The sequence below is a fragment of the Rhodococcus jostii RHA1 genome (assembly GCF_000014565.1).
GTDB classification, from domain to species: domain Bacteria; phylum Actinomycetota; class Actinomycetes; order Mycobacteriales; family Mycobacteriaceae; genus Rhodococcus_F; species Rhodococcus_F jostii_A.
On sequence record NC_008268.1, the window covers coordinates 3,170,924 to 3,196,203 of the forward strand.

At 64.7% G+C, this 25,280-nt stretch carries 18 protein-coding genes and 4 pseudogenes; 13 read left to right on the top strand and 9 right to left on the bottom strand.

Features of this window, described 5'->3' with window-relative positions; genetic code table 11:
• Positions 1-179: 179 nt before the first annotated feature.
• The 4 genes and pseudogenes from RHA1_RS45985 to RHA1_RS14605 form a co-directional block, all read left to right on the top strand.
• A pseudogene (locus tag RHA1_RS45985) lies at positions 180-626 on the top strand (RNB domain-containing ribonuclease); the annotation flags it as partial.
• A gap of 104 nt (positions 627-730) precedes the next feature.
• Positions 731-1,933 carry a tyrosine-type recombinase/integrase gene (locus RHA1_RS14595; RefSeq protein ID WP_041811446.1) on the top strand — a complete coding sequence of 401 codons (1,203 nt, stop codon included), beginning with the start codon at positions 731-733 and terminating at the stop codon, positions 1,931-1,933.
• A 680-nt stretch (positions 1,934-2,613) separates the two neighbouring features.
• Entirely contained in the window at positions 2,614-4,494 is a 1,881-nt protein-coding gene (locus RHA1_RS14600) for a tyrosine-type recombinase/integrase (RefSeq protein WP_011595675.1), read from the top strand.
• A gap of 168 nt (positions 4,495-4,662) precedes the next feature.
• On the top strand, positions 4,663-5,157 hold the full coding sequence (locus tag RHA1_RS14605; protein WP_237726891.1) for a maltose acetyltransferase domain-containing protein: 495 nt from the start codon (positions 4,663-4,665) through the stop codon (positions 5,155-5,157).
• A 260-nt stretch (positions 5,158-5,417) separates the two neighbouring features.
• Here the strand turns inward: RHA1_RS14605 and RHA1_RS51800 are convergent.
• A pseudogene (locus tag RHA1_RS51800) lies at positions 5,418-5,707 on the bottom strand (DUF3109 family protein); the annotation flags it as partial.
• A gap of 21 nt (positions 5,708-5,728) precedes the next feature.
• Here RHA1_RS51800 and RHA1_RS14615 point away from each other — a divergent pair.
• The 6 genes from RHA1_RS14615 to RHA1_RS14640 are packed head-to-tail and all read left to right on the top strand — an operon-like array spanning position 5,729 to position 11,367.
• Entirely contained in the window at positions 5,729-6,916 is a 1,188-nt protein-coding gene (locus RHA1_RS14615; RefSeq protein WP_011595678.1) for a lipid-transfer protein, read from the top strand.
• A 1-nt stretch (position 6,917) separates the two neighbouring features.
• Positions 6,918-7,373 (top strand): MaoC family dehydratase N-terminal domain-containing protein, encoded by a 456-nt coding sequence (locus RHA1_RS14620; RefSeq protein WP_011595679.1) that lies wholly within the window; start codon positions 6,918-6,920, stop codon positions 7,371-7,373.
• Entirely contained in the window at positions 7,370-7,750 is a 381-nt protein-coding gene (locus RHA1_RS14625; protein ID WP_011595680.1) for a MaoC/PaaZ C-terminal domain-containing protein, read from the top strand. The genes RHA1_RS14620 and RHA1_RS14625 overlap by 4 nt, the downstream gene beginning before the upstream one ends.
• Positions 7,751-7,781: 31 nt before the next feature.
• The gene (locus tag RHA1_RS14630; protein WP_011595681.1) at positions 7,782-8,585 is read left to right on the top strand and encodes an SDR family NAD(P)-dependent oxidoreductase; all 804 of its coding nucleotides are present in this window, start codon (positions 7,782-7,784) and stop codon (positions 8,583-8,585) included.
• Positions 8,586-8,607: 22 nt separating this feature from the next.
• Complete coding sequence (locus tag RHA1_RS14635) at positions 8,608-10,155, top strand: acyl-CoA synthetase (protein ID WP_011595682.1); 1,548 nt, start codon at positions 8,608-8,610, stop codon at positions 10,153-10,155.
• Between the two features lie 15 nt (positions 10,156-10,170).
• Positions 10,171-11,367 (top strand): TetR/AcrR family transcriptional regulator, encoded by a 1,197-nt coding sequence (locus RHA1_RS14640; RefSeq protein ID WP_011595683.1) that lies wholly within the window; start codon positions 10,171-10,173, stop codon positions 11,365-11,367.
• On the opposite strand, the gene RHA1_RS14645 is transcribed toward RHA1_RS14640, so the two are convergent.
• The 3 genes from RHA1_RS14645 to RHA1_RS14655 all read right to left on the bottom strand — a co-directional run bounded on the left by RHA1_RS14645 (position 11,368) and on the right by RHA1_RS14655 (position 15,789).
• Complete coding sequence (locus RHA1_RS14645; RefSeq protein WP_011595684.1) at positions 11,368-12,975, bottom strand: SLC13 family permease; 1,608 nt, start codon at positions 12,973-12,975, stop codon at positions 11,368-11,370.
• A 103-nt stretch (positions 12,976-13,078) separates the two neighbouring features.
• Positions 13,079-13,969, bottom strand: coding sequence for a universal stress protein (locus RHA1_RS14650; protein WP_011595685.1), 891 nt, complete (start codon positions 13,967-13,969; stop codon positions 13,079-13,081).
• Positions 13,966-15,789 carry an amino acid permease gene (locus RHA1_RS14655; protein ID WP_009475761.1) on the bottom strand — a complete coding sequence of 608 codons (1,824 nt, stop codon included), beginning with the start codon at positions 15,787-15,789 and terminating at the stop codon, positions 13,966-13,968. The genes RHA1_RS14650 and RHA1_RS14655 overlap by 4 nt, the downstream gene beginning before the upstream one ends.
• A 304-nt stretch (positions 15,790-16,093) precedes the next feature.
• Between RHA1_RS14655 and RHA1_RS14660 the strand changes: the two genes are divergently transcribed.
• On the top strand, positions 16,094-16,348 hold the full coding sequence (locus RHA1_RS14660) for a hypothetical protein (protein ID WP_011595686.1): 255 nt from the start codon (positions 16,094-16,096) through the stop codon (positions 16,346-16,348).
• A gap of 55 nt (positions 16,349-16,403) precedes the next feature.
• Here RHA1_RS14660 and RHA1_RS44555 read toward each other — a convergent pair whose 3' ends face one another.
• The 3 genes and pseudogenes from RHA1_RS44555 to RHA1_RS14670 all read right to left on the bottom strand — a co-directional run bounded on the left by RHA1_RS44555 (position 16,404) and on the right by RHA1_RS14670 (position 18,288).
• A complete protein-coding gene (locus RHA1_RS44555; protein ID WP_050787303.1) occupies positions 16,404-16,619 on the bottom strand; it encodes a hypothetical protein in 216 nt (71 codons plus the stop codon).
• Positions 16,612-17,184 carry an MBL fold metallo-hydrolase gene (locus RHA1_RS52900; protein WP_050787304.1) on the bottom strand — a complete coding sequence of 191 codons (573 nt, stop codon included), beginning with the start codon at positions 17,182-17,184 and terminating at the stop codon, positions 16,612-16,614. The genes RHA1_RS44555 and RHA1_RS52900 overlap by 8 nt, the downstream gene beginning before the upstream one ends.
• 311 nt (positions 17,185-17,495) lie before the next feature.
• Positions 17,496-18,288: pseudogene (locus RHA1_RS14670) on the bottom strand (carbon-nitrogen hydrolase family protein).
• 43 nt (positions 18,289-18,331) lie between these two features.
• Between RHA1_RS14670 and RHA1_RS14675 the strand changes: the two are divergent.
• Positions 18,332-19,003: a GntR family transcriptional regulator gene (locus RHA1_RS14675; RefSeq protein WP_009475766.1), complete on the top strand. Its 672-nt coding sequence runs from the start codon at positions 18,332-18,334 to the stop codon at positions 19,001-19,003.
• Here the strand turns inward: RHA1_RS14675 and RHA1_RS14680 are convergent.
• The gene (locus RHA1_RS14680) at positions 18,975-20,345 is read right to left on the bottom strand and encodes an MFS transporter (RefSeq protein ID WP_011595688.1); all 1,371 of its coding nucleotides are present in this window, start codon (positions 20,343-20,345) and stop codon (positions 18,975-18,977) included. The genes RHA1_RS14675 and RHA1_RS14680 overlap by 29 nt on opposite strands.
• 202 nt (positions 20,346-20,547) lie before the next feature.
• Between RHA1_RS14680 and RHA1_RS14685 the strand changes: the two genes are divergently transcribed.
• Positions 20,548-21,237, top strand: coding sequence for a DUF2848 domain-containing protein (locus tag RHA1_RS14685; RefSeq protein WP_011595689.1), 690 nt, complete (start codon positions 20,548-20,550; stop codon positions 21,235-21,237).
• A 650-nt stretch (positions 21,238-21,887) separates the two neighbouring features.
• Here the strand turns inward: RHA1_RS14685 and RHA1_RS14690 are convergent.
• Positions 21,888-25,151: pseudogene (locus RHA1_RS14690) on the bottom strand (protein kinase domain-containing protein).
• Between the last annotated feature and the right edge of the window lie 129 nt (positions 25,152-25,280).

Consider the following 25,280-nt stretch of genomic DNA (forward strand, 5'->3'; position numbering starts at 1 on the left):
TTCCACCCTACAAATGACAAACGAACATACGAGCTCGGTAAGCGAGTTCGATTACCGAAATCGAGCCCATCCCATTCACCTGTACCGGTCGGCCGTAACAGCGCAATGGTGTTACGGCTACAGGCCGTTGTGCACCCAGGTGTTTGTCGACGCATTTCTCAGCAATGCGTCGGAAAGGCATGGCGGTCAATCACGCCGAGGTGCCCGGCATTCTCGTCGACCCCACAACATCCGCTGCACCCCAACTGGTAGCGGCGGATGCTGCCGCGCAGGTGTTGCCGACTGCCCGCCGCGAGGCCGTGCCGCTCGCCTTCTACGACCTCACCCGCGGCCGGCGGCCAGCGACGACGGGGCCATCGTGGCGATCGCCGCCAAACTGCGGACCGTCGCCTACGTCATCGTGCAGGAGCTGATGATCGCCACCAACGAGGCGGCGGCACTGGGGTGAGCCGAGCGGGGTTGCCGATCCTGTTCCGCAACCACCGGCCCAAACCGGTCGCGGCAACACCGACGAGCTGATGCACGAGATCGCCTCCGCGGCCGGGGATCCGGGCCTGTTCGCGAAATTGCGTGCGCGACTGCTCTCCACCCTGCGGGCCGAGACCTACGATCCGACGGTGCACGGCCTTAGCGACTGACTGTTGCCTGTTCTCGACGTTCGCGGTGTGTCATGGACTGCTATGTCGCGCACACGTGCTAGATGTGGTGTACGCGAAATGAGGAGCCGCCCGTGGAGAGCGATGGCCAGCGGTACCGCGTTCGGCAGGTTCGCCACCGGGGTGGGCAAATCTTCTACTGGATCTTTAGTTCGGATGGGGAGCTCCATCACGATTCGATGCGCGTGCTGGCTTCGTACGGCACTGCAAGCCAGCAGACTTATGCCTTCAGTCTGGTAGACCACCTGAATTGGTTGCACATCAACGGCATCCAGACGAAGTCGGTAACCTTTGACGACTTGCGTCGGTACATGAATGCGCTCACCAACGAGGGCGCGGAGATCTTTGTGCCGTGGAGACGTGCTGATCAGCGACCACTTGGTGCCTCGTCCGCGTGCAACGTGGCAACTGTCGTGAAGGCGTTCTACATGTCGCTGCTCAAATCGGGGACGGTGAACGAAGACCTGGTATGCAAGCTCAACGCACCAGCGTCCCGCACACAACTGGGCACCTTCGTGCAGAGGAATCCCCTAGCCCCGAAGCGAGCTTCGCGAAGACCGCGGGTAGTTACGGACGCCACTGTGCAGGCCCTGTTTGAACCGGGCATCCTGAGAAGCGCTCGCGATGTCATGATCGTGACCTGGCTGCACGACACCGGCATCCGGGTCGGAGGCCTTTGCGGACTGAGGTTTACCGACCTTCATCTCGTTGCGGATCATCCCTGCGGGCAACACCGATATCCACATATCCACGTGGTGGGGCGCGACGACAATCCGAACGGTGCTCGCGCCAAGATCCCAGGTGCGTTGAGCCGGGTTCAGCTGAATTCCGAAGGGTATGTCATTGATGGTGTCATTCGTGCGGTGAGTGACGACATGATCAGCACCTTCCACGCGTACCTCCTCGACGAATACAAGACCGTCCAGCACTTCATTGATCACCAGCAAGTACTCGTCCACACGGATGGTCGAACGCCGGGCGCTGCTCTCACGACAACTGCTGTTCGAGGCATGCTTCGGAGAGCGGGTGAACGAGCGGAGCTGCCGACCCGTGTCACTCCACACGCGTTTCGCCACAAGGCTGCCTCGGATTTCTATGCGGTCACGGACTTCAATGCCGAAGAAGTGGCGGAGGAATTCGGCTGGTCCAGACCGGAAATGGTCACGGAGCTCTACGGCAAGTCGGCTAGCTCATCGGTGCTTGTGCACCTCGATCAGTACTGGACAGCAACTGCACGTCCGAACGCAGAGCACGACCTCGTGCCGGACCGGAAGTGAGGGCTGGCGCAGTGGCAGCGACTACCAGCAGGTATCCGACACTTGCAGTAGTAGAGCATGATTCGGATATAGACAACCTCGGTATCGAGCGGCGATACACCATCGCCAGCGAGTTCTTCCCCGAGTGGATGAAGAACGAGCCGATCCAGTTTCCGCCCGATCACGACACGTTTGGGTGGGCGTGCCGGGTTCCAAACTGCGCGGCAATGATGTGCGGGAACTACACGCTCCGTCTCTGCGAGGCTCACGCGACCAAGTACCTTCAGGCGAAGGACAGATTGACGCTCGATGAGTTCGCCGAACAGGCTCAGCCACAACGGAGTCTACGATTCGGGTGGGCCCTCGAACGCGGTAGGGATTGCGAGGTGTGCGGGTCCCATCGTGAAGCAGTGACACGAGGACTCTGCGTGCAGCACAACAACGCGAGAATGAGGGCATCGGAGTGCGGCATACCGCGGCCCGACTGGCTGTCAACTGCAGTTCCACTTCCTCCTTTCGCCTGCTGCGAACTCGGGGTTTGTGTGCGTGACGCTACGATGACGATTGGGGTAGGCGCCGCCAGTCGGCGGGTTTGCCGCGGGCACCAGCTCGTGTGGTCACGCTGGCGCAAGTCATTGACGAAGCCTCCCACACGGCGGCAAGCCGAGGAATGGTTCTCCAGGGAGGACATCGGGGATTCAATGCAGCCACACGAGAGTCGCGGCCTGCTCTCACTCTCGGACCTTCCGGCCAACCTTCAAAGAGAGGTCCGGTACGGCATCTATAGACACGCCAAGGCCCCGAACCGGACACAGTGGCGTCCGCTCGACATCAGGGAAGCACTCAATCGACTCGCAGCCGAGGGCATTGAGACCTTGGCCGATCCACGTGTCGAGGCCATCGCGGCCGCAGCGAAACGCGGCAGCATGGCCAAACGAGTACTCACGGACCTGCCGATCGCGGCCCGGCCGCTACTCCTCGACGCCAAATCGGCGAAAGATGCTGGCGTGTTCGACCCGGTGTTTGTCGGTGGCGAGCCCTTCCAATCATCGTCGGTGCGACACCGCCGCTACCTGTTTGATCTTCGAAACGTGTCACAGCGATGGCTTCGAGATGTTCTGTGGGACTATCTTTCCGACCAGGCACTCGCAACCAACGGGAAGCGTGCCACGCTGCCAACCATCCAACTACGTATAACCAGCGTGATCGTCCTGTCCTTCATGCTCCGCCAAATCCGTCAGGACGGCGGCAACGTGGCAGAAATTCTCACCAGCGAGGATTCGGCAGCACTCGCCGGTCTCTGGAATATCTGGGTATCAGAAAATATTCACGTCCCGTGCATCAAGCCGCCCAATCGCCCAGTCAAGGACGAGCGCACCGCCTTGGTTCGCGCACGGTTCAACTTCACCACGAACGCACGAATCGTTCTCCTTCACGCGTTGAACCACAATACGATCGCGCGTAAGACGGAGAGCTTCATCCTCCGCTTTCCGGAGTACTCCAGGCCGAAATCCAGTCCTCGCCCACGACCGCTCAGCGACGAGGAGTTCATGCGTCTGGTATCGGACGAGAGCATCACGAAGCTCCAGGATTTGGACACAAACGACGTTGGGATCGCCGATATCTGGGTAACTCATGCATTCCAGGGCGGGCGAATCAATGAGACACTCACGCTACGCCTCGGATGTATCGGCTTTGTGGGCGCGATGCAGCCCTACCTGTGGCGGGACATATCGAAAGCAGGTCAACTTGACTACGGCATTCCGTGCCACCAACCCGTCTATCAGAGACTGCTGAAGCGGCAAGAGAAAACCCGGCAACTACTGCGCCAACGGTATGCAAAGGAATTGTCGAAGCTCGGAAAGCGCCAGGCGACGGCGTTGGAGACCAAATGGGACCGGGAGATGCCACTGTTTCCACGCCCGAGCAGCAACCCTGACCTGGTTATACCATTCTCCTTCAGCGGGTTTCAAGATTCGTGGATGACGTGGCTGGAACAGATCGGAGTCGCAGGTGTGACGTCGCACCGGACACGTGCGACGATGGCAACCACCCTCCTCGACAACGGGGCACCACCAAAGCTCGTTCAGCAGATTCTCGGGCACTTCTCCGATGCCGCTCTCGCCTTCTACGGAAGGTACAGCGACGAAACCACCGTCCGCCACCTCCAGATGTTCTGGGCGGGCGGGCCAGGCACCAGTAAGCCTGGCGCCATCGTGGCGCAACCCAGCGATTTTGCCGACAGCACGTCAACTGCCGCTCGAATAGACCTTGCGGTTGTGCCCGTGGAGCACGGTCTCTGCCGATACGGCCCGGTCGTTGGTGGCGCGCTCTGTCCAAAGCAGAAGAATTGCACCACCGGACCTGGCGGCGTGTGTGAGCACTTCGCCCTCACCGGTGCGGATCTCGCGTATTGGGAACGGAAACGAGACGCCGACTACCAGTTCGCGGAGGGAGCACCCACCGAGGAGGCGCGCGAGTACATCTTGAGCCAGTGGCGCGAGTGGGAACCAGTGATCGACGGCCTCAGGGAAGCGCTCGAGGACGCCGGCTGTTGGAGGCCGCAGAACAACTCGACTTGAGAAGTCCAGCCCAGGACTACTTCAGCCCGGTGTTCTCCATCGGCTGGACGGCAGGAGAATTGGATCAGAATTCCAACGAAGTGGGAGGCGGTGACGATGGCTGCGGAGCGACGGCCAGCTGAGGCAATTGCGCGGCGCACTGCCCAGTCGAAAGCTTGTGAAGATAGGGTGCGCCAGGCGCTTTCACGACTCGTGAAGGCGGGGGTTCCGTTCACCGCTGCTGATGTGTGCACTCTCGCCGGGGTTGGACGAACGTTCATCTACAGCCAGAAGCGGCCCGAGCTCACTCAGGCAGTCCTCGACGCACGGAAGCATTCAGTCCGGGCAGCGACCACAAGGGCCGAGGAGTCGCTCGATACGCAGACCGCATCCTGGCGCGAACGAGCACTCAACGCCGAGGCAGTTGTGACCTCGCTCAGGTCAGGGATTCAGCGGCGTGACGAGCAGGTCAGCGACCTCACCGGGATGCTCTATGACGCCGACGGCGTCCACCTTGTCCAGGAGAACACACGACTGCGCGAGCTGATCAGGAATCTCACCCGAAGCCTGGCGGAGTCGGAGAAGGAACGAACCAGACTCACGAGATCCCTCGACGGCGCACGGGCCAACGTGAAGCGCGAAAGGGAACGCAACGTCACGCAGCTCTTCGGCGACAACCCATAACGCAAAGGCGATGGTTTCGCTGTTCGAAACCGATTGCGAGGACAGTCGAGAGCATGTTCGCGATACCGTGACCTGCAAAAATAGTGGCAGTTGACTCCGGATCAGTCGCTAAGCACGGCCACTATGGGCTCCGGCTGAGCGCTTACCCTCGCCTACGCTGCGTACGAGTTCCGGGAGGCGCTGATTCCGCTGCAGGGCATCACCCCCAACCGCTGCGATGCCACAGCCACCGAGTTGCGGAACAGAGCACTCGTAGCCGACTTCCCGAGGCCTTGCCTCATGAACTGCCAGTTCTCAGGTCTGCGCAGCTTCACCGACTCGTGCAACCTCTCGACATCCTCCTCGTTGGTGAAGAACGCGCCGTGCGAGCAACAGCCGTCGTCGGTCGGCCCGCGATGATCCCCTGGCACGCCGGAGTACGAACACGCAAGTCCAATGCGAGAGCAGCCACGTCACGTCCGCGGCGATGAGGTGCTCGGAGTTGTCGGGATCGAGGAACTGTACCCACTCCCGAGGGAAAGTCGAGCCCCACCTCGGGGCTGGGCGCCATTCGATCAGAGAGGAGTCAGATGTGACTCGTAAGGTCCACGTCGCCGGGGTCGGGATGATCCCGTTCACCAAGCCCGGCAAGAGCGAGAACTACAACGTCATGGGTGAGACCGCTGCCCGCGCAGCATTGCGTGATGCCGGCATCGAGTACTCCCTCGTTCAGCAGGCCTACGTGGGGTACGTGTACGGCGACTCCACGGCCGGCCAGGCCGCCCTCTACGGACTCGGGCTGACCGGAATTCCCGTCTTCAACGTCAACAACAACTGCGCCACCGGCTCGTCGGCGCTGTACCTGGCCCGCCAGGCCGTCGCCAGCGGTGCCGTCGAGTGTGCTCTGGCGGTCGGGTTCGAGCAGATGAAACACGGTGCGCTCAAGCGGGTCTGGGACGACCGTCCGGCGCCGATGTTCCGCATGGACGACCTGATGACCGAGCTGCAGGGGTTCGACGACGAGGCCCCGCGCGCGGCCCAGCTGTTCGGCGGCGCGGGCGTTTCCCACATGCAGAAGTACGGCACGAAGCCGGAGACGTTCGCGAAGATCTCGGTCAAGGCCCGCAAGCACGCGGCCAACAACCCCAATGCCGTCTTCCGCGACCTGCTCACGGAGGAGCAGGTGCTCGAGTCGCCGCACATCTTCGGCCCCTTGACCAGATACCAGTGCTGCCCACCGACCTGCGGCGCCGCAGCGGCGGTGGTGTGCAGCGAAGAGTTCGCCCGCAAGCACGGGCTGGCGGCGGACGTGGTGATCGAGGCGCAGGCCCTGACGACCGACACCGCCAGCACGTTCGAGGACCGGGACATGATGAAGGTGGTCGGCTACGACATGACCGCAGCGGCCGCCGCCCAGGTGTACGAGGCTGCGGGCATCGGCCCCGAGGACGTACAGGTGGTCGAACTGCACGACTGCTTCTCCGCCAACGAGCTCATCACCTACGAGGGACTGGGTCTGACCCCCGAGGGCACCGCCGAGAAGTTCATCCTCGACGGCGACAACACCTACGGCGGCCGGGTGGTCACCAACCCGTCGGGTGGTCTGCTCTCCAAGGGGCACCCGCTCGGCGCCACCGGACTGGCCCAGTGCGCCGAACTCGTGTGGCAACTCCGCGGCCAGGCGGGGGCGCGCCAGGTGGAGGGCGCGCGGATCGCGTTGCAGCACAACCTGGGACTCGGTGGCGCGTGCGTGGTCAGTATCTTCAAGAAGGTGGGCTGACATGGCACTCGATCCGGCCGTCATCGGCAAGGTGATTCCCGGCCACCAAGTGAACGTCGAGCGTGGGCGTCTGCGTTTTTTCGCGCAGTCCATCGGCGAGACCAACCCGATTTACTTCGACGCCGAGGCCGCCAAGGCGGCCGGGCACCGCGACGTACTGGTGCCGCCGACCTTCTTGTTCTGTCTGGACATGGAGAAGCCGGACCCATTCGCCCTCATCCGCGAACTCGGGATCGACATGCGGTACGTGTTGCACGGCGAGCAGGCGTTCAAGTACCACTCGCCGGCCTACGCCGGCGACACGCTGGCCTACAACGGCACAGTTGCCGACGTGTACTCGAAGAAGAACGGCGCGTTGGACTTCCTCGTCCGGACGGTCGACGTCACCCGTGACGGCGAGCCGATCGCCCGCCTCACCAACACCCTCATCGTCCGAAACTCGAAGGCGCAACGATGAAAACAGGCGACTCTCTCCCCGAATTGCAACTTGCCGACATCAGCCGCACCACGCTGGCGCTCTATGCGGGCGCTTCCGGCGACCACAATCCGATGCACATCGATCTCGACGTCGCGCGCTCCGGCGGCATGGACGACGTGTTCGCCCACGGCATGCTGTCGATGGCATACCTAGGTCGACTGCTCACCAATTACGTTTCACAGGAACAAATCTGCTCTTACAGCGTGCGATTCGCCGCCATCACCCCGCTGCACGCGAAGCCGACCTGCAGCGGAACCGTGACCAAGGTCGAGGACGGCCTGGCACATCTGGACCTCACCGTCACCCTGGCCGACGGAACGGTCACCCTCCGCGGCGACGCCGTCGTCGCCGCCTGACCTGCACCGCACCACCGAAAGGACACCCGCTATGGGCAAGCTCGACAACAGGACAGCCATCGTCAGCGGATCGGGCCGCGGCATCGGCCGTGCCATCGCCATGAAGTTCGCGGCCGAGGGCGCGAGTGTCGTGGTCAACGACCTCGACCCGGGGCCGGCCAAGGAGACGGTCGAGGAGATCGTCGCGGCCGGCGGTAAGGCCGTCGCCTGCATCGGCTCCGTCACCGAGGAAGGCTTCGCGGACCGCTTCGTCGCCACCGCCGTCGACACCTTCGGCGGCCTCGACATCATCGTCAACAACGCCGGCTTCACCTGGGACAATGTCATCCAGAAGATGACCGACGAGCAGTGGGACACCATCCTCGACTTGCATCTGAAGGCTCCCTTCCGGATCCTGCGCGCGGCACAGCCGTACATCAAGGTGAACCCGACCGACCATCACCGCAAGGTCGTCAACATCTCGTCCAACGCCGGTGTGGTCGGCAACGCCGGCCAGTCGAATTACGCGGCGGCCAAGGCGGGCATCATCGGATTGACCAAGACCCTCGCCCGAGAGTGGGGCCGCTACAACGTCAACGTCAACGCAGTTGCCTACGGCCTGATCAACACCCGTCTGACGGAGGCGTCCGCCGACGGCAACTCCACCATCGACGTCGGGGGCCGGGAGATCAAGGTCGGCGTCAACCCGCAGCTGCTCGCCGCAGCCGAGCGGTCCATCCCGCTGGGCCGGGCAGGCCGTCCCGACGAGGCAGCCGGCGCAGTGTTCGCCCTGTGCCTGCCCGAGACCGACTACGTCAGCGGCCAGTGCCTGGTCTGCGACGGCGGCAGCCGCTAACTATCCCGACAGGAGTGGTCCCATGTACTTGACTCAGTCACTGCATCGCGCGGTGCAGCAACGCCCGAACCAGCTCATGACCGTGTGCGGGGACCGCGTCCACACCAGCGCCGAGACCGGAGACAGGGTCGCCCGTCTCGCGGGCGCTCTGCTCGGTCTCGGTCTGGGGGTCGGCGACCGCGTCGGCATGCTGTCGCTCAATTCCGACCGGTACCACGAGTACTTCTTCGCCACCTGGTGGATAGGCGGCGTGGTCAACCCGCTCAACACCCGCTGGAGCGCCGCCGAGATCGCGTTCGCCCTCGAAGACTCACAGACGACGGTACTGCTGGTCGACGACACCTTCGTACCGCTGCTGGACGAGATGCGCACACTCTTCCCGTCGCTGCGAGCAGTGGTGCACTGCGGCGACCGACCGACACCGGACGGGCTTCTCGGTTACGAAGACCTGATCGCCACCACCGAAGCCGTAGAGGACCTGCGCATGGGCGGGGACACACTGGCAGGGATCTTCTACACCGGAGGCACCAGCGGCCGGCCCAAGGGCGTCATGCTCACCCACGCCAACCTGATGACCGCGAGCCTCGGCTCGCTGGCCGCCAACCGCACCGCCGTCGCGGGCGGCCGCGCGCTGGTCTCGGCACCGATGTTCCACCTCGCTGCACTGGCCAGCTGGAATGGCCAGAACATCGCAGGCGGCATCCTGGTGACGTTGCCGTCGTTCGAACCGGCCGCGGCTCTTCGACTGATCGAGGAGCAGCGGATCAACTCGATGCTGTTGGTACCGACCATGATCCAGATGCTGCTGCGTCACCCTGACCGCGAGATCCGGGACCTGTCCAGCATCACCGGGATTCAGTACGGCGCGTCCCCGATCTCCGAGACCCTGTTGCGCGAGGCGCAGCGGACCTTCCCGAGAGCCGATTTCGTGCAGGGCTACGGGATGACCGAGGCCGGCCCCGGACTCACGTCGCTCAGCGCCGACGACCACCACGCGGCCACCCGGCTCAATTCGGCCGGCCGGCCGATGGGTCACGTCGAGGTACGGGTGGTCGACGACGGAGGCGTCGAACTCCCCCGCGGCGAGGTCGGCGAGATCATCGCCCGCGGCGGCAACATCATGGCCGGCTACTGGAATCGGCCGGAGGAGACCGCCACGGCGCTGCGCGACGGCTGGCTGTACACCGGCGACGGCGGCTACATGGACGAGGACGGTTACCTCCTCGTCGTGGATCGGCTCAAGGACATGATCATCTCCGGCGGAGAGAACGTGTATTCGACCGAGGTCGAGAATGCCCTCGCCTCCCACCCCGATGTCGTGCACTGCGCGGTGATCGGTGTTCCCGACGATCGGTTCGGCGAGCGCGTGCACGCGTTCCTGGTGATGAAACCCGGAACGTCACTGACCTGCGAGGACGTGCGCGCACACACCAAGAGACTGATCGCTGGATACAAGGCCCCACGGAGCGTCACGATCGTGGAACAGATGCCGGTCTCCCCGGCTGGCAAGATACTCGAGAGAGAACTCCGCCGGCAGTTCTCCGACCTGGCTGACCGCCCCGCGAACTGACACCCCGAGGCTGCAATGACGATCGACACATCGGACGACACACCTGCTGTCGAGCCGACCGCCAAGAAGACGCGGCGGCCGCGCAACCGAAAAGCGCAGATCATCACTGTGGCCCGGGAGCAGTTCGGGCGACGCGGCTATCACGGCGTGAACATGGAGGACATCGCTTCCGCGGTGGGCATCACCGCGGGAGCGCTGTACCGCCATTTCCCGAACAAGCAGGACCTCCTTGCTCAGGCGATACTCGACGCCGCCTCGTCGCTCACCGCCACGCTCGACGACATCGATCCCGAGGACTCGGCCTCGAACTTTCTGGCCATGTTCCGCTACTGCCTCGACAACGACTTCCGCGCCGTCCTGTTCGACCAGGAATCCCGCAACCTCGTCCCCGATCGGCGTGCCGAGGTGCAGACGGCCGTCCGGTCCGTCGTGGCACGCATCGCCGACGCCCTCCGCGCCGAACGCCCCGACCTCACCGCGGCGGACGCCGACATGCTGGCCTGGGCCATGTCGAGCGTCGCCCTTAGTCCCGCCCGGCACCGAACGACTCTGCCGCGCAAACGCTGGGAAAGCCTGCTGCTGGAGCTGTTCGACAGGCTGCGGGACGCACCGATCCTGCACACCGAGGAGATACCCGCCGAGGAGGCGCACGTCTCCGGCTTCGCTCACGCCTCCCGTCGAGAAACCCTGTTGACCGCCGCAATCTCCCTGTTCCGGCAGCGCGGCTACCAGTCGGTGACGATGGACGACATCGGCGCTGCGGCGGGAATGGCGAGTTCGAGCATCTACACCTACTTCGGCAGCAAGGTCGAGGTGCTCCAGGCGATCCTTTCCCGTGGCAACGAGACCCTGCGGATGGGGTTGGTCCGGGCACTTGCCGGGGCGCAATCCCGCGAAGACGCCCTCACTCGGGTGGTGCACTCGTACGCCACTGCGGTGGCGGCACCCGACAGTGCCATCGGCATCCTCATCGAGGAGTCGACCAATCTTCCCGAAGAGGCACAGTCGCAGAGCCGCACGGGACAACGCGAGTACATCGACGAGTGGGTGCATCTGCTCGGCACCGACACCCACGAGACCCGGACCACGGTGCTCGCCGCGATCGACCTGATCAACGGCCTTTTCCGGTTGCGGCACCTGCGGGCCCGACCGCAGCACCAGGACGAGATCGAGGACCTCGCACTTCGGGTACTGGGAGTCCGCACCGACTGATCATCCACCGCCGAGGCCGACCACTCCGATCATCAAGGGCAGGAAGACGATGATCAGAATTGCGCCGACGATGTCGAAGGTGATTCCGCTTCGGATCATGGTGGTGATCCGGACTGCTCCGGAGCCGTAGACCACGGCGTTCTGCGGCGTCGAGACCGGCAGCATGAAGCCGAACGATGCGGCGAACGTGGCGGCGAGTGCAGGCACGAAGGGGTTGACCCCGGCCGCCAACGCCACCGGGATCACGATCGGCACCACGACCGCCGCCGACGCCGTGTTGCTCGTCGTCTCCGATACGGCGATGGCCAGCAGCACCGCGAAGACGGTGATGGCGACGACGCTCGTCAGGCCCAGCGAGTCCGCGACGGAGGTGCCGATCGTCTCGGCGAGTCCGGTGTCGGCGAGCAGTGCGCCGAAGATGATGCCGCTGCCGAACAGCACGATCGTGCCCCAGTCGATCTTCGCTGCGTCCCGCCAGGTCAGCGTGAACTCGCGATTCTCCCAATCGGTCGGCAGAAGGTAGAGCAACGCCGCCCCGAAGACCGCGACCATGCCCTCGTCGAGTCGGTCGCTGATCGTGCCGTAGAGGTCCGAGTCGTTGCCGGCGACCACCGCGACGACACCGGGCAGAATCCACAGCGTCACCGTCACGCCGAACGCGATGAGCGTGTTCTTCTCGGCACGCGACAGCGGACCCATTTCTGCGCGCTGCTCCGCCAGGTAATCGGCGACGCCTTCGATCCGCCGGATCTCCGGCTTGTTGAGGCGCAGCAGGATGATGGCGAGCGCGATGAACATCAGCAGGCAGATCGGGATGGCCATCACCATCCACTGCCCGAAGCTGATCCGCTCCCCCGTGGCCTCCTCGATGAGCCCGCGTCCGATGAGGTTGGGTGGGCTCCCGACCGGTGTCAGCAGGCCGCCCACGCTTGCGCTGTACGCGAGCATCAGCATGATCGCGGCACCCACCCGGAGACGCAACGGGTCGAAGTCCTCTGCGACGACGCCGCGACGCTGCATGAGTTTTGCGACGACGCCGAGGATGCCCAGGGCGGTGGGCAGCAGCATGGCCACGGTCGCGGTGTTGGATACGAACGCCGAGAGCCCGCACGTGATCGCGCCGAACGCGACGATCACGCCGGTGGTGGACTGGCCGACACGCGGCAGGGTCAGGATCCGAAACGCGAACCGCCGTGCGACGCCGTGTTTGAGCATCGCCTGAGCGAGGATGAACGCTCCGATGAACGTGAAGATCGTCGACGACCCGAACGCGGCGAGGACCTCGTCGGCCGGTGCCACGCCCAGAAACACCACGACCGCCACCCCGAGCAGCCCGCCGATCGGGATCGGCACCGCCTCGGTCACCCACAGCACGATGACGCCGAGCAGCACGCCGGCCAACGTCTGCTGGTTGGGCGGTATGTCGATCGGTAGGGCGAGGAACGCGATCGTGATCAGTGGCGCGAGAAAGAGCCCGATCGTGCGGCGGCCCTTCTCGAATCGCTCCTCGGCGGGTGAGAGATGCTGTTCGCCGAGGCTGCGATAGGTGGTGTGCCCTAGCAACGCCTTGTCGACATCGGTGCGGTCGCCCCGGTTCTCGGCTGTCATGGTCCCTCCCCTGCGACACGGATTGGTACGAAAGTAATACCCGCCAACGAACGTCCTAGTCGTTGCAACGGCATGTTTTCTCCCAGGCGGGCACGAACGACGCCTAGGCCGTCACCTTGTTTCTGGGAACGATCAGTACGGGCACCGGAGCGTGACGCAGAATCTTCGAGGCGGCCGAGCCGAGGAATACGTGGGCCGCGGGTCCGGCTGCGCCCGACCCCAGCGCCAGCATGTCGCCGGCTTCCCAGGAGACGGCCTCCACCGCTTCGCGCCAGTCGTGGCCGCTGCCGACCACGACGTCCACGTCGGGAACCGGAATTCGTGCGCGAACTGCGTTGAGCTGCTTGATGATATCGGCGCGCGTCCGGCGTGCCCATTGTTGGACGACGAGGTCCTCCGTCGATCGCTCGATCGCGCCGCCGAACATCGTCATCGGCCGCACCGTGAACGACACGATCCGCAATTGCACCGGCCACTGCCTGGCCAGCTCGGCGGTGGCAGCAACGAGACCGTTGACATCGGCCTCGCCTCCATACGCGACGGTGATCCGGCGGATCGACTCCGGCACCGGCGGGTAGCCGCGCGGAGCGATCGCGACGGGCACCGCCGCGGTATGGACCAGCCGTTCGGTGACGCTGCCCAGCGTCACCCTGCCCAGCAACCCGGACGACGACGACCCGACAACGACGAGACGCGCGTCGTGGTCGGCGACGAGTTCGATCAAACCTGTTGGAATGGAATCGGATTGGTAGACGAGGCGGGGAATGTCCATGCCCCCGGGCAGCTGGCCGACCACCCGGTCCAGTGCGTGCGAAGCCTGCTCGGTGACGTAGCCCAGGTATTCGCGTTCGATGGGGTCGTCTTTCGCAGGCCACGGCCGTTCCACGATCGCCGCGGCCACAACCTTGTCACCGGTCCAGCGTGATATCTGCACCGCCAGGTTGAGGGGCGCGGTCCCCTGACGGCTCGAGCTGAAGCCGGCGATGATCGTCATCGGGGGGATCCCTCTGCGGCGACCGGGGTGACGACGACGTGCGTCACCGGCACGCTGTGCTCGGCGCGTGCGCGGTCCACGACGTCGAAGCGGTGCCACACCGACTCTTCGGGTGGCAGTGTCGAGATGACGATCTGATCCGGACGGAACGAGTCGACGGCGGCGGCCAGGGCCCGCAGCGGCCGGTAGTCGCCCAACTCGCCGTCGGCTTCGAGGTTCTCCGCGCGCAGTGTCGCCAGCGTGTCGTCCAACCGCCGCTGTGCGACCTCTCGGGTCGCTTCCGCGACGTCGAGTGGACCGTGGGTGGCGGCGGTTCCGGTCTCGATCGGGCTGGCAGGCACGACCACGAAGTAGGTGGCATCCCGATCAGCGTCGATGCGACGAAGCTCGTCGAGCATTTCCTTGGACTGGACGGTCTGGTTCGCCAGCACCAGCACGCGGTGCGGACGTGTCGTGGCCGCGACCCCTTCCACGACGGGCCGCCGGCCCACGAACCACTTGTTGGCGAGGAACAGCACGATGACGACGGCCCACGACAACAGGCTCAGCACCAGTTGCGACCGCACATCCTCTTGCAGATACATCTGCACCAGGATCGCCACGATCGCGGCCGCGGTGATGATCGACAACACCGGGAACAGCCACATCTTGACCCGAAGCTCCGAGTCCTTGGTGCGGTACCGAAGGACGATCTGGGAGACGGCGATGAGCAGGTAGACGAACAGGATGACCGCACCGCTGGAGTTCAGCAGGAAGACGAAGACGGTGTCCGGTGAGACTGCCGCGGCGATGACGCACAGAAAACCGACGACCGACGACGCGAGTATCGCGATGGCAGGCACCCCTCGACGGGTCACCCTGACCAGCTGTGCGGGTGCCTCCCGGCGCGCAGCGAGCACGAACAACATGCGGGAGGCGGTGTACATGCCCGAGTTGAGACAGCTCAACACCGCCGTCAACACCACGGCGTTCATGATGTGGTCGGCGTACGGGATCCCCATTTCGGTGAACGCGGCGACGAACGGGGACGCGGCCGCATCCTCGTCGTTCCACGGCAGGATCGTCGCCAGCAGGAACGTGGAGCCGACGAAGAACACGGCGATCCGCACGATCACCGAGTTGGCGGCCTTGGTCACCGCCCGCTCCGGGTCCGCCGATTCCGCAGCGGCGATCGTCGCGATTTCGGCGCCGACCATGGAGAAGATCACCGTGACCACACCGACGGTGATGGCCATGGCGCCGAACGGCAGGAACCCGTCATGGCTCCACAGGTTCGAGAAGTCGAGCGATTTGTTCGGCCACACCCCGAGAACGAACAGTGTGCCCAGCCCGATGAACACGACGATCGCGGCCACCTTGATCCCGGCGAACCAGAATTCGAACTCGCCGAACGACGACACCGAGAACAAATTCGTCGCGGTCATCAGAATCATCAGAACCAACGCCGACAACCACAGCGGGATGTCGATCCAATACTGGATGATCGTCGCGCCGGCGATCGCCTCGAAACCGACGACGATCACCCAGAAATACCAGTACAACCAGCCGACGGAGAAGCCGGCCCAGTTACCCAACGCGGCTCGGGCATAATCGGCGAACGATCCGGTCGACGGGTTGGCCACCGCCATCTCGGCCAGCATCCGCATGACCATGATGATCAGAACCCCAGCAAGCGCATAGGTGATGAAGGCCCCCGGCCCGGTGTCACCGATGACGACGCCCGAGCCGACGAACAGGCCTGCGCCGATCACCCCGCCGATCGCAATCATCGTCAGCTGCCGCTGGCTCAGCGCCTTCTTCAAAGTGGGTGTTGCACTCATTGCATCCCTCCGAACCTCGACGCACCGGCTTCTCGCTCTCTTGGCGAGACCGGCTGTCGGATTCCGTACTCGGCTGGGCACGCGACTAGAGGGAATGAGCCGCAGGGCTTGAATCTCAATCGTAAGCCGTATCGTCCTTCCACCGAGCGAGATCGGGCAGTTGGATCCGGTGCGCGCTGCGCGTGAGTGCACCGGAACTTTCCGCCCCAGGCAGCGACAGCGCCCTCAGAAGTGCGCACAATAGAAGGGCGCAAACGGCGCGCCGCTCACGAACGAGGTGGAGCAGCCGCAGAAGGAGTTCACGATGAATTCGAAGAAGACCGTGGCGGCAGCCGTGATCGCCGGTGCGCTGGGCTTCGGCGCACTGGGACTCGGCACCGGCACGGCGAATGCTGATCCAAAGCCACCGCCGATTCCCGGTCTCTCGGTACCCGACGTGGTTCCACCGCCCGGACAGCTGGGACAGCTGCCGTTCATCCCACCGCCGGGCCAGTTGGGACAGCTTCCGTTCGTGCCGCCACCCGGCCACTGGGACAAGCCGTGGAAATGGTTCCCCTGAGCGGGTCCGACGCGCTCGGGCATTGACCAACTCAGACCGGTTGCCACGTAGCCGATCAGCCGGAGAGCGCGTAATGACGCGTCGTGGTGCCGTCAGTGCGGTTCAGCCTGCCATGGAGCGTGAGTACGTCGAGGTGCGCGCTGATCTCCATGACGGCGGACAACTGGTGCTCGGGTGGCAGTTCGTCGAATTGTCGTCGGCGGCGGGTCCATCGCATCGCTTTCGCCACTTGGTAGGCCGTCCTCGCCCCGGCTGCGATGTGCTCACACACTTGACGATCCGCTCACGGTGGTGGTGGAAGTTCGTCGACACGATCGCGGTTGCTGGCCGTGCGCAGGCAGGAGTGCAGTGTCGGGAAGACCTCGAACGAGTTCGAGGGGACGGAGATAGGAACGCAACGGATACGGTTCCGGTGCCCATTCGAAACCGATCGACGGCGTGATACGAAGCAGAATATGATCACCCGAGAAGAGAATTCGGGCGTCGGTGTGTCGGAAGACGACGTGCCCTCGGGTGTGTCCCGGGGCGGCAATCACCTCGAGCGCCCCGTCTCGTAGCGGAATCACGTCACCGGAATCGAGCCAGCCGTCCGGTCGGCCGTGGGCGATGTCTGCCCCTTCCCCCGCTTCCTCATTTCGGGCGATACGCTCAGCGAGTCCCGTTGCCGGCGATTTCGGCGGCGTTCTCGATCTGGGCGGCGTGCCGCCCGGGACAGCGCACAGGCCGGCGGCAGCCATGGCGCGGGCGGTGCCGACCTCGCCTCCGCATCCGGCCTCGGCTCCGGAGATCGAGGCGTTTGCCTTGAGAAGAGAGCCGATCGCGGTCGCGGTGAGCACGAACGGCTCTTGGGAAAGTACTGGCGTAGCGGGCCGTTCGTGTTCTCGTTTGTACCGCGTTGCCACGGACTTCCCGGGTCGGCGAGGTAGATGCCGTCGCCAAAGAGGTTGCAAGCGGATCGTCGGTCGTTCTCCGACTACGCAGCGAAGCGGGGCCGGGCGGCTCCGGGCACTGCGACGTCGTAGGCGCATCCCTCGCCCGGTGCGCAGGTTCTTCGTCAATGTTCGCGATAGTCCACCATGTCCGCCGTAGTACAGGCCCTGATGAACCCTTTCGTGGCAGACGTGCCAGTCCGGCGTGCGGGCGGTCGTCAGTACCGCCGATTCGCCAGTACCGGCAGAGTCGCGCGAGCCTGTGTGACGAGGTCCGTGTCGATGTCGACGGTGAGTATTCCCGGGCTGGAATCGAGTTGTCCCAGAATGGCTCCCGTGGGCGAAGCCACGATGCTGTGGCCGACGCCGAGTGGCGTCGTGGGCCTTCTCGCCTGAGGTGGCTGGGTCGGCCTGGTCGCAGGCTGCCACGAAGGTGGTGGAGTCGAGTGCGCGCGCCCGAGCGAGGAGTGTCCATTGGTCGACCTTGCCGGGTCCGGCGCCCCAGGACGCGGCGACCACGGTCAGGGCCGCTCCGCGATCGGCAAGCGTCTGGAACAGTCCCGGAAAGCGGATGTCGCAACAGGCGGCGAGGCCGATACCGACTCCCTCAACGGTGACCACCAGCGGCTCGCCTCCCGGTGCCACGGTGTCCGACTCGGCGAAGCCGAAGGCGTCGAAGAGGTGAATCTTGTCGTAATGGGTGTCGACACCACCCCCGGTGACGAGGAGTGTGTTGCGCACCCTGCCGTCGTCGGCGGGTGTGAACATTCCGGCGACGACGGTGATCCCTGCTCGGGCTGCGCACTCGCGGACGGCGTCGGCCCACCGACCGTCGAGCGGCTGTGCGACGTGGGCGAGCGGTCCACCGAAGCGTTGCATGGTGGCCTCGGGGAACACCACCAGCCGGGACCCCGCGTCCACGGCCGCATTCACGTGCTTCTCCACCGTCGCCAGGTTGGCCGCGGGGTCCGACGAGCTGGTGATCTGGGCGAGACTGATACGTAGCGTCACTGTGCTACTCCTAAATGCGCATGCTGTGGTGTATACATATTGTATGCAGGAAATGGGTGGGATCGAGGGTTCGGCGACCGAGTTGTCGGGTCGCGAAAAGGCCTATCTGTACGTCAAGGACCAGGTGCTGACGGCGCCCGCGGCGTCGGGTTCGTTCCTCAGTGAGCAGGATCTCGCCACGCGGATCGGGGTGTCCCGCACTCCCGTCCGGGAGGCACTGCTGATGCTTCAGGCGGAAGGCCTCGTCGAGATGGTGCCCAAGCGCGGGGTGCACGTCCCGGCGATGTCGGGCCGGCAGATCGCGGAGTTGATGGAGTTGCGCGGCGTTCTCGAACGTCACGCCGCCAGCCGGGCGCTGGAGGCGGGGCGGGTGCCGATCGAGGCGATGCGTTCCGCACTGGCCGAGCAGGAACAGTTCGCGAGCGATCCGAGCGCCGAGGCGGCCCGTGCGTTCATCGACTGGGACGGGCGCTTCCATCAGTTCCTCATCGATTCGGCGGGCAGCGAGCTGCTCTCGCGCACCTACGCCGGGTTGCGCGCGCGCCAGCTCCGCGTCGGCATGACGGCCCTCTTCAGTGCGTCCGACCGGCAGCACAAGGTGTGCGCCGAGCACCAGGCCATCATCGACGCGCTCGAAGTCGGCGACGAGGGCCTGGTGCACCAGAAGATCAACGACCATCTCGAGGTTACGCTTCAGATTCTCTTGCGTGCCTAGCGTTCTCGATCGCCAGCAACGCATAGTGCTCATCCTCGGTGGGATCGGGGTTGCGTCCCAATGCGAGGCCGACCAGGGTCACTGCGCCGACGATCAGAACATAGACGGCGATCGGCACCCAGCTGTCCGTCTCGCTCAGCAGGTAGGTGAAGATCAGCGGGGCCATGGCGCCGCCGAAGACGCCGGCGATCGTGTAGGCCAGTGAGCTACCGGTCGAGCGCAGCGCGACCGTGAACTGTTCGGTCACGAACGCCGCCTGCGGCCCGTACATGAACGAGTGGAATGCCAACCCGACGACTACACCCACGATGAGCAGCGGAAACGAGCCACCGCCGATGACGACGAAGAAGATGGCGCTCCATGCGACACCGCCGACGGCGGCGACGGCATAGACCAGGCGCCGGTTGATGCGATCCGAGATGGCCCCGGCAAGGGGAATCAGGCCGAGCTGGAATGCGGAACCGATCAGGATCGCGGTCAGTATCTCGCCGCGTTCGAAGCCGAGTTTCCGAGTGCCGTACGTGATCGCGAAGACCGTGAACAGCGCGTAGATCACGTCCGGTGCGATGCGCGACAAGATCGCAGCAACCAGCGGACGGGTCTGCGTTGTGAACACCTCACGGATGGGGGCCTCGGCGCGGTCGCCGGATTCTTGTAGCGCCTTGAAGACAGGGGTGTCTTCGAGCTTCAGTCGAATCCACAGACCGAAGCCGACCAACAGGGCGGACAGGAGGAAGGCAATACGCCATCCCCAGGACTCGAACTGGGCCTCGGTCATGGAGACGGTGAGGATGGCAAGTGCGCCGTTGGCCATCAGATTTCCTGCGGGAGGACCGATTTGAGCTGCCGATGACCAGAAGCCGCGTTGGCGTGGGTTTCCGTACTCACTCGACAGCAGGACGGCACCACCCCACTCGCCACCGACCGCCACACCCTGCGCGAATCGCAAGATCACCAGGATGATCGGAGCCGCGACCCCGATCCGGTCATAGCCCGGAAGTAAACCGATCGCGAAGGTCGTCACCCCGATCAGCAGTAGCGTGATCACGAGCAGTTGCTTGCGTCCGATCACATCCCCAAGGCGTCCGAAGACGAAACCTCCGATCGGTCTCGCCACGTAGCCGACCGCGTAGGTGGAGAACGCGAGCAAGGTCCCCGTCAGCGGATCGCTGTCCGGGAAGAAGATCTGCGGAAAGATCAACGCGGCCGCGGCCGAGTAGACCGCGAAGTCGTACCACTCCAGCGCGGTACCCGTGAGACTGGCGGCGAACGCCTTCGCGAGACCTTTCTTGTCGACGGGTGCGGACCTGTCGGCATCGACGGAGGTGGACTCTCCGATCATGGCAACTCCTTGTGGGTTGAATTCTCGTCTCGCACGACTCGGCACGTGCTGTGGTTCAGCTCACCGAGACCGTTGTACTAGTCACATACTTGCTGTATACAAGACGCATGCGCAAGCCCTTGGCGCACAAAAAACAAAAAAGTAACAAATCCGCCCTGGTCCCGACAGGGAACCAGAGGCGCGAAGTCAGGAGCCTCGACCCATGTCTCAACTCACGTTCACCCTGCCCGACGGCACCGTCGAAACCGTCGAGGTCACGACCCTTCTCAACGCCGGTTACGCCGGCCGGAACCAGGAAGAAGTCGCGTCACACATCGCTGAACTCGCAGAACTGGGTGTACCGGCACCTACGAACATCCCCGCGATGTACCCCATCTCCCCCTACCTCGCGCAACAGACGACCGAGGTCTTCGTGCAACACGGCCGGACCTCGGGTGAAGCCGAGTGGGCCATGGTGATCACCGACGACGATGTTCTGCTGACCGTCGCCTGCGACCACACCGACCGTGACCTCGAGGTACACAGCGTGGCGTGGAGCAAGAACGCCGCACCCGATGTACTCGGTACCCGCGCATGGCGGCTGTCCGAAATTGCCGATCGCCTCGATGACATCACTCTGACGGCATGGGTCGGTCAAGGTGACGGTGAACCGTCCACCCTGATCCAAACCGGGACGCTGGCCGATCTCCTCGCTCCGAAGTACTGGCTCGACGTCCTTGGGGAGCAGGGGTTGTACAAGCCAGGAACCGTGCTGGTATCGGGCACGATCTCCATGCGCCACGGGGTGAACCAATTCGCCGACGCATGGAAGGTCGCACTACGGGATCCCGCCACAGCCGACGAATTGACCTGTAGCTACCGAACTGTGCCGATGCCTCAGCCGATCGGCTGATCCACACTCAGTGAGCGACTGAGCCGCAGGTCTCCTCGGGATCTCGGGGCGGATCGTCAACGCGCGAACTGCCCGAACGCGGCGAGGTACCGGCGGAAACGATATCGCTGTGCCCGTGATCGGGTGAGCGGTGCGCCGTTGTTGTGCCGTCTCAGGACTTGGCGGAAGTGATGGTGATTGGAATACAACTGATCGGGCGCGTGTGAGTTCGCTGGCAGGCATTGGCGTCGCCGACGATGACGGTGACGTCGTCGGCCTCGCCAGTCCAGCACCGCCGCCTGATCTCCACACCGTCCGCCCCGGGGAGATCGAGCGGCCGCCGAACTGTACCGCGTGATCCCCCCCCGAATATCCTGACATTGCTACCTTGTCTCTCAACCTGTCCACGATGAAATCTCCTTCTAGTTCGATTGCCACAGAGGAACATCCATGGCCGAAGGCTCGATGCAAATTGCGTGAGCATTCGGCGCGTACCGCGACGGCCTGGAAATCATTCGGCGCGCAGCATCCAAGGATAAGGAACTCGTTGTCGCCGAGGGCCTCTCCCACTACGACCTCTACGACAAGCCCGAGCCCGTCAAGATCGCCCTCGACAAGCTGATCCCCTTCTACAAGAAGCATCTCTGAGATCGCCGCGGGCGACCGGGAGCCTAGTCGTGCGCCCGCTCCACGACCCAGGCCGCGACCTGGGTCCGGGAGGTGAAGCCCAGTTTGGCCAGGATGTGCTCCACGTGCCCTTGTGCGGTGCGTGGTGAGATCACGAGGCGGTCGGCGATGGCCTGATTGGTCAGGCCTTCGGCGATCAGGTCGGCGACTTGGCGTTCCCTCTTGGTCAGTCGCGTCGACGCGTCGGCGGTGGGTGTGGAGGTGGCGGACGGTTGCTCGTGGAGGGCGTAGGCGATTGCCGCGTCGAAGCCGAGTTGTTCACCCTTGTGGTGTGCCGCTCCGAATGCTTTGTCCCCGACTTCCTTCCGGGCCTTCTCCGCAAATTCCTGTTGGTAGCGAATCAGATTGGAATGGATGATCGCCGTACTGCCGATCGACCGCGCCAGCCCGTCCGCGGCTCCCATCAGCACTGCGGCCCGGAGCGCATCGCGACCTTCGAAGCTGATCCAGGCCAGCGCCTCGAGGCAGCCTGCAGCGACGCGGGGGCTGCGCACCTGCTTGGTCAGCTTCAGTGATTGTTCGATGAGCTGCACCGAACGACGTGCATCACCCTGCTTCCACACCGCAATTCCCAAGGCCCACAGCGAATGCGATCGATACATCGTCTCGCCGTACGCTTCCGTGATCGCGAGCGCACGTTCGTGGCATTCGATCGCCTGGTCCGTCCGGCCGGACAGTCCATGGGCCAGACCTAACGGGTACAGGATTGCTACTTGGAGCATGTGATCTCCGCGTTCGGTGAACTCGGCGAGCGCGATCTCCAGTTTCGAGCACGCTCGCGCGAGATCACCGCTGTAGAGGGCCAGCATGCCGTCGGCGCAGTCGACGTAGGCCCGCAGTAGGGGGTCACTCGTGTGCGCGGTGAGAGTCCGCGCCTCCTCGACGAGCGCTGTCGCGGCCTGGAGGTCGCCTTGAGCGAAGGCCATTACGGTGTGGCTGTAGAGCCCCTTGATCGAATCCAAAGTGGGCGGGCCGCTCTGGCGGGCGAGCAGCTGGTCGTACCACCGTCGCCCCTCGTTGTAGAGGCCCTGGGAGCTCCAGAACAGGAACAGTGCCACGGCGATGCGCAGGCCGGCGGCGGGGTCGTCGTCGACGCTGAATTCGAGGGCCTCACGCAGATTCGCGTGTTCCCGTTTCAGCCGGCCGATCCACTCGAGTTGGCGAGCGCTGATCCACTCGGCCTCCGCATCCAGCGCCAACGCCTCGTACCAGTCCCGGTGCCGGCGACGCAACGCCACAGCCTCACCGGTCTGCTCGAGCTTCTCGTAACCGTACTCACGGAGCGTCTCGAGCATCCGAAACCGCACCACCGACCCGTGTTCCTCGCGGATCAGAATCGACTTCTCCACCAAGGACGTCAGCGTGTCCAGCAACTCACCCGGGTCGAGGCCCTCGCCGCACACCTGCTCCGCCGCATCGAGTTCGACGCTTCCCGCGAACACCGCCACCCGCCCCCACAACAGTTGCTCACCGGCGGTGCACAACTCGAAACTCCAGTCGATGCACAACCGCAGCGTCTGTTGCCGCGTCGGCGCACCCCGGCTGCCGCGGGTCAGCAGCGCGTAACGGTCGGTCAGCCGCCCCAGGATCTGCTCGGGCGACATCGCCCGCAACCGCGCCGCCGCCAGTTCGATCGGCAACGGCAACCCGTCGAGCCGGTGGCAAATCCCCGCCACGGTGGCCGCGTTCTCCTCGGTGAGCACGAACCCCGGAACGGCAGCGGCGCGTTCGGTAAACAACGTCACCGCATCGTATTTGGGCAACCCCCGCAACGAGGGCTTCCGTTCGGGATCCGGGAGGGCCAGCGGCGGGACCCGTAGTACCGCTTCCCCGCCGATGCCGAGGGGTTCGCGGCTGGTGGCCAGAATCCGCAGCCGTGGACTCACCCGCAGCAGGGGGCCGGCGAGTTCGGCGACCGCGTCCACCATGTGCTCACAGTTGTCGAGAACCAACAACACCTCCCGCGGGGCGAGGAACTCGATCAACACGTCCCGAAGTGGCCTCGTCGAGTGGTCCCGGACTCCCAGTGCGCCTGCGATGGAGTCGACCAGTGAAACCGCGTCGCGCAGTTCACCCAGTTCGACGAGGCGCACCCCGTCGGAGTACTCGCGCTGCACAGCGGACGCGATCCGTATCGCGAGCCGCGTCTTGCCGACCCCGCCGATCCCGGTCAACGTCACCAGCCGCGAGCCGGTCAGCAGGTTCTTCGCCTCGGTGAGCTCGTGCCGGCGACCGACGAAGCTGGTCAATTCCAGGGGGAGACTGCCCGTCGCGCCCAGCGTGGAGTGCGCCGGCGGGCCTTGTCCGCTGCGCGAGGTCGGTTGCTCCCCGTTCCCCCGCGCATCGGCCTCCGCACGAAGTGCCATCTCGTCGACCGGAAAGCCGTGGGCGCGTTGCAGCCCTCGCAGCTGTTCCCCGAAGTCGGCGGCGGTAGCCGGTCGCTGACCGGGCTCGCGGGACATCGCGTGGGCGATCACCGCGGACACGTCGTCCGGGAGCCCCCGCTCGCGCAGGTCGGGCACCTCCTGTGTGGTGATCCGCAGGAACTGGGCGACAACCTGCTCACCGCTGCGGCGTTCGAACGCGGCATGGCCGGTAAAGGCACTGAACAAGGTGGCGCCGAGCCCGTAGACATCGGCTGCCGGACTGGGCGGTTCACCCCCGAGCACCTCCGGCGCGGTATACGCCGGCGACCCGGTGACGGCACCGGTGGCGGTCTCGAAGCCGCCGCTGATGTGCGCGATACCGAAATCGGCCAACTCGGGCTCGCCGTAATCGGTGAGCAGGATGTTCGCGGGTTTGACGTCGCGATGCAGGATGCCGAGCCGGTGCGCCGACTCCACCGCTCCGGCCATCTTCACCCCCAGCCGAAGGACCTGATCCAACGGGAGCGGACCGCGCGTCCGGACTCTGGCCTCCAGCGAATCCTGCGGGTGATACGGCATCACGATGTAGGGAAGTCCGCTGTCGGTGGCACCGACCTGCAGAATGTTGACGATGTTCGGGTGCCCGGTCAGCCGCCCCATCGCCCGCTGTTCCCGGAAGAATCGGGCCCGGTTCTCCTCGTCGAGTTCGACGGTGAGCACCTTCACCGCGACCGTGCGATCCAGGTCCGCCTACGTGCAGCGGTAGACCACGCCGAAACCGCCGCGGCCGATCTCCTGAACGTCAGCGAAACCGGATCCACCGAGTTCGCCGGCCAGGGACGGCGGGTACCGCTGCGTGTCGAGCGGATCACCTTCACCCATCGGACGGTCTACTCACTCCGTCGGCTCGTGGTTCCGCGAACTGGTCCCGACGGCACGACCAGCGCGGATACAACCGTGGATTTACCTCTCGAAGGCGTCCTCCCGAGGATATCGCTGACGGTGATCGGT

What these genes read in the sequence shown, in the direction of transcription:
- RHA1_RS14600 (WP_011595675.1), top strand. Translation starts at nt 2,614, where the DNA reads ATGCAGCCACACGAGAGTCGCGGCCTGCTCTCACTCTCGGACCTTCCG.
- RHA1_RS14620 (WP_011595679.1), top strand. Translation starts at nt 6,918, where the DNA reads ATGGCACTCGATCCGGCCGTCATCGGCAAGGTGATTCCCGGCCACCAA.
- RHA1_RS14625 (WP_011595680.1), top strand. Translation starts at nt 7,370, where the DNA reads ATGAAAACAGGCGACTCTCTCCCCGAATTGCAACTTGCCGACATCAGC.
- RHA1_RS14630 (WP_011595681.1), top strand. Translation starts at nt 7,782, where the DNA reads ATGGGCAAGCTCGACAACAGGACAGCCATCGTCAGCGGATCGGGCCGC.
- RHA1_RS14635 (WP_011595682.1), top strand. Translation starts at nt 8,608, where the DNA reads ATGTACTTGACTCAGTCACTGCATCGCGCGGTGCAGCAACGCCCGAAC.
- RHA1_RS14640 (WP_011595683.1), top strand. Translation starts at nt 10,171, where the DNA reads ATGACGATCGACACATCGGACGACACACCTGCTGTCGAGCCGACCGCC.
- RHA1_RS14645 (WP_011595684.1), bottom strand. Translation starts at nt 12,975, where the DNA reads ATGACAGCCGAGAACCGGGGCGACCGCACCGATGTCGACAAGGCGTTG.
- RHA1_RS14650 (WP_011595685.1), bottom strand. Translation starts at nt 13,969, where the DNA reads ATGACGATCATCGCCGGCTTCAGCTCGAGCCGTCAGGGGACCGCGCCC.
- RHA1_RS14655 (WP_009475761.1), bottom strand. Translation starts at nt 15,789, where the DNA reads ATGAGTGCAACACCCACTTTGAAGAAGGCGCTGAGCCAGCGGCAGCTG.
- RHA1_RS14660 (WP_011595686.1), top strand. Translation starts at nt 16,094, where the DNA reads ATGAATTCGAAGAAGACCGTGGCGGCAGCCGTGATCGCCGGTGCGCTG.
- RHA1_RS14675 (WP_009475766.1), top strand. Translation starts at nt 18,332, where the DNA reads ATGCAGGAAATGGGTGGGATCGAGGGTTCGGCGACCGAGTTGTCGGGT.
- RHA1_RS14680 (WP_011595688.1), bottom strand. Translation starts at nt 20,345, where the DNA reads ATGATCGGAGAGTCCACCTCCGTCGATGCCGACAGGTCCGCACCCGTC.
- RHA1_RS14685 (WP_011595689.1), top strand. Translation starts at nt 20,548, where the DNA reads ATGTCTCAACTCACGTTCACCCTGCCCGACGGCACCGTCGAAACCGTC.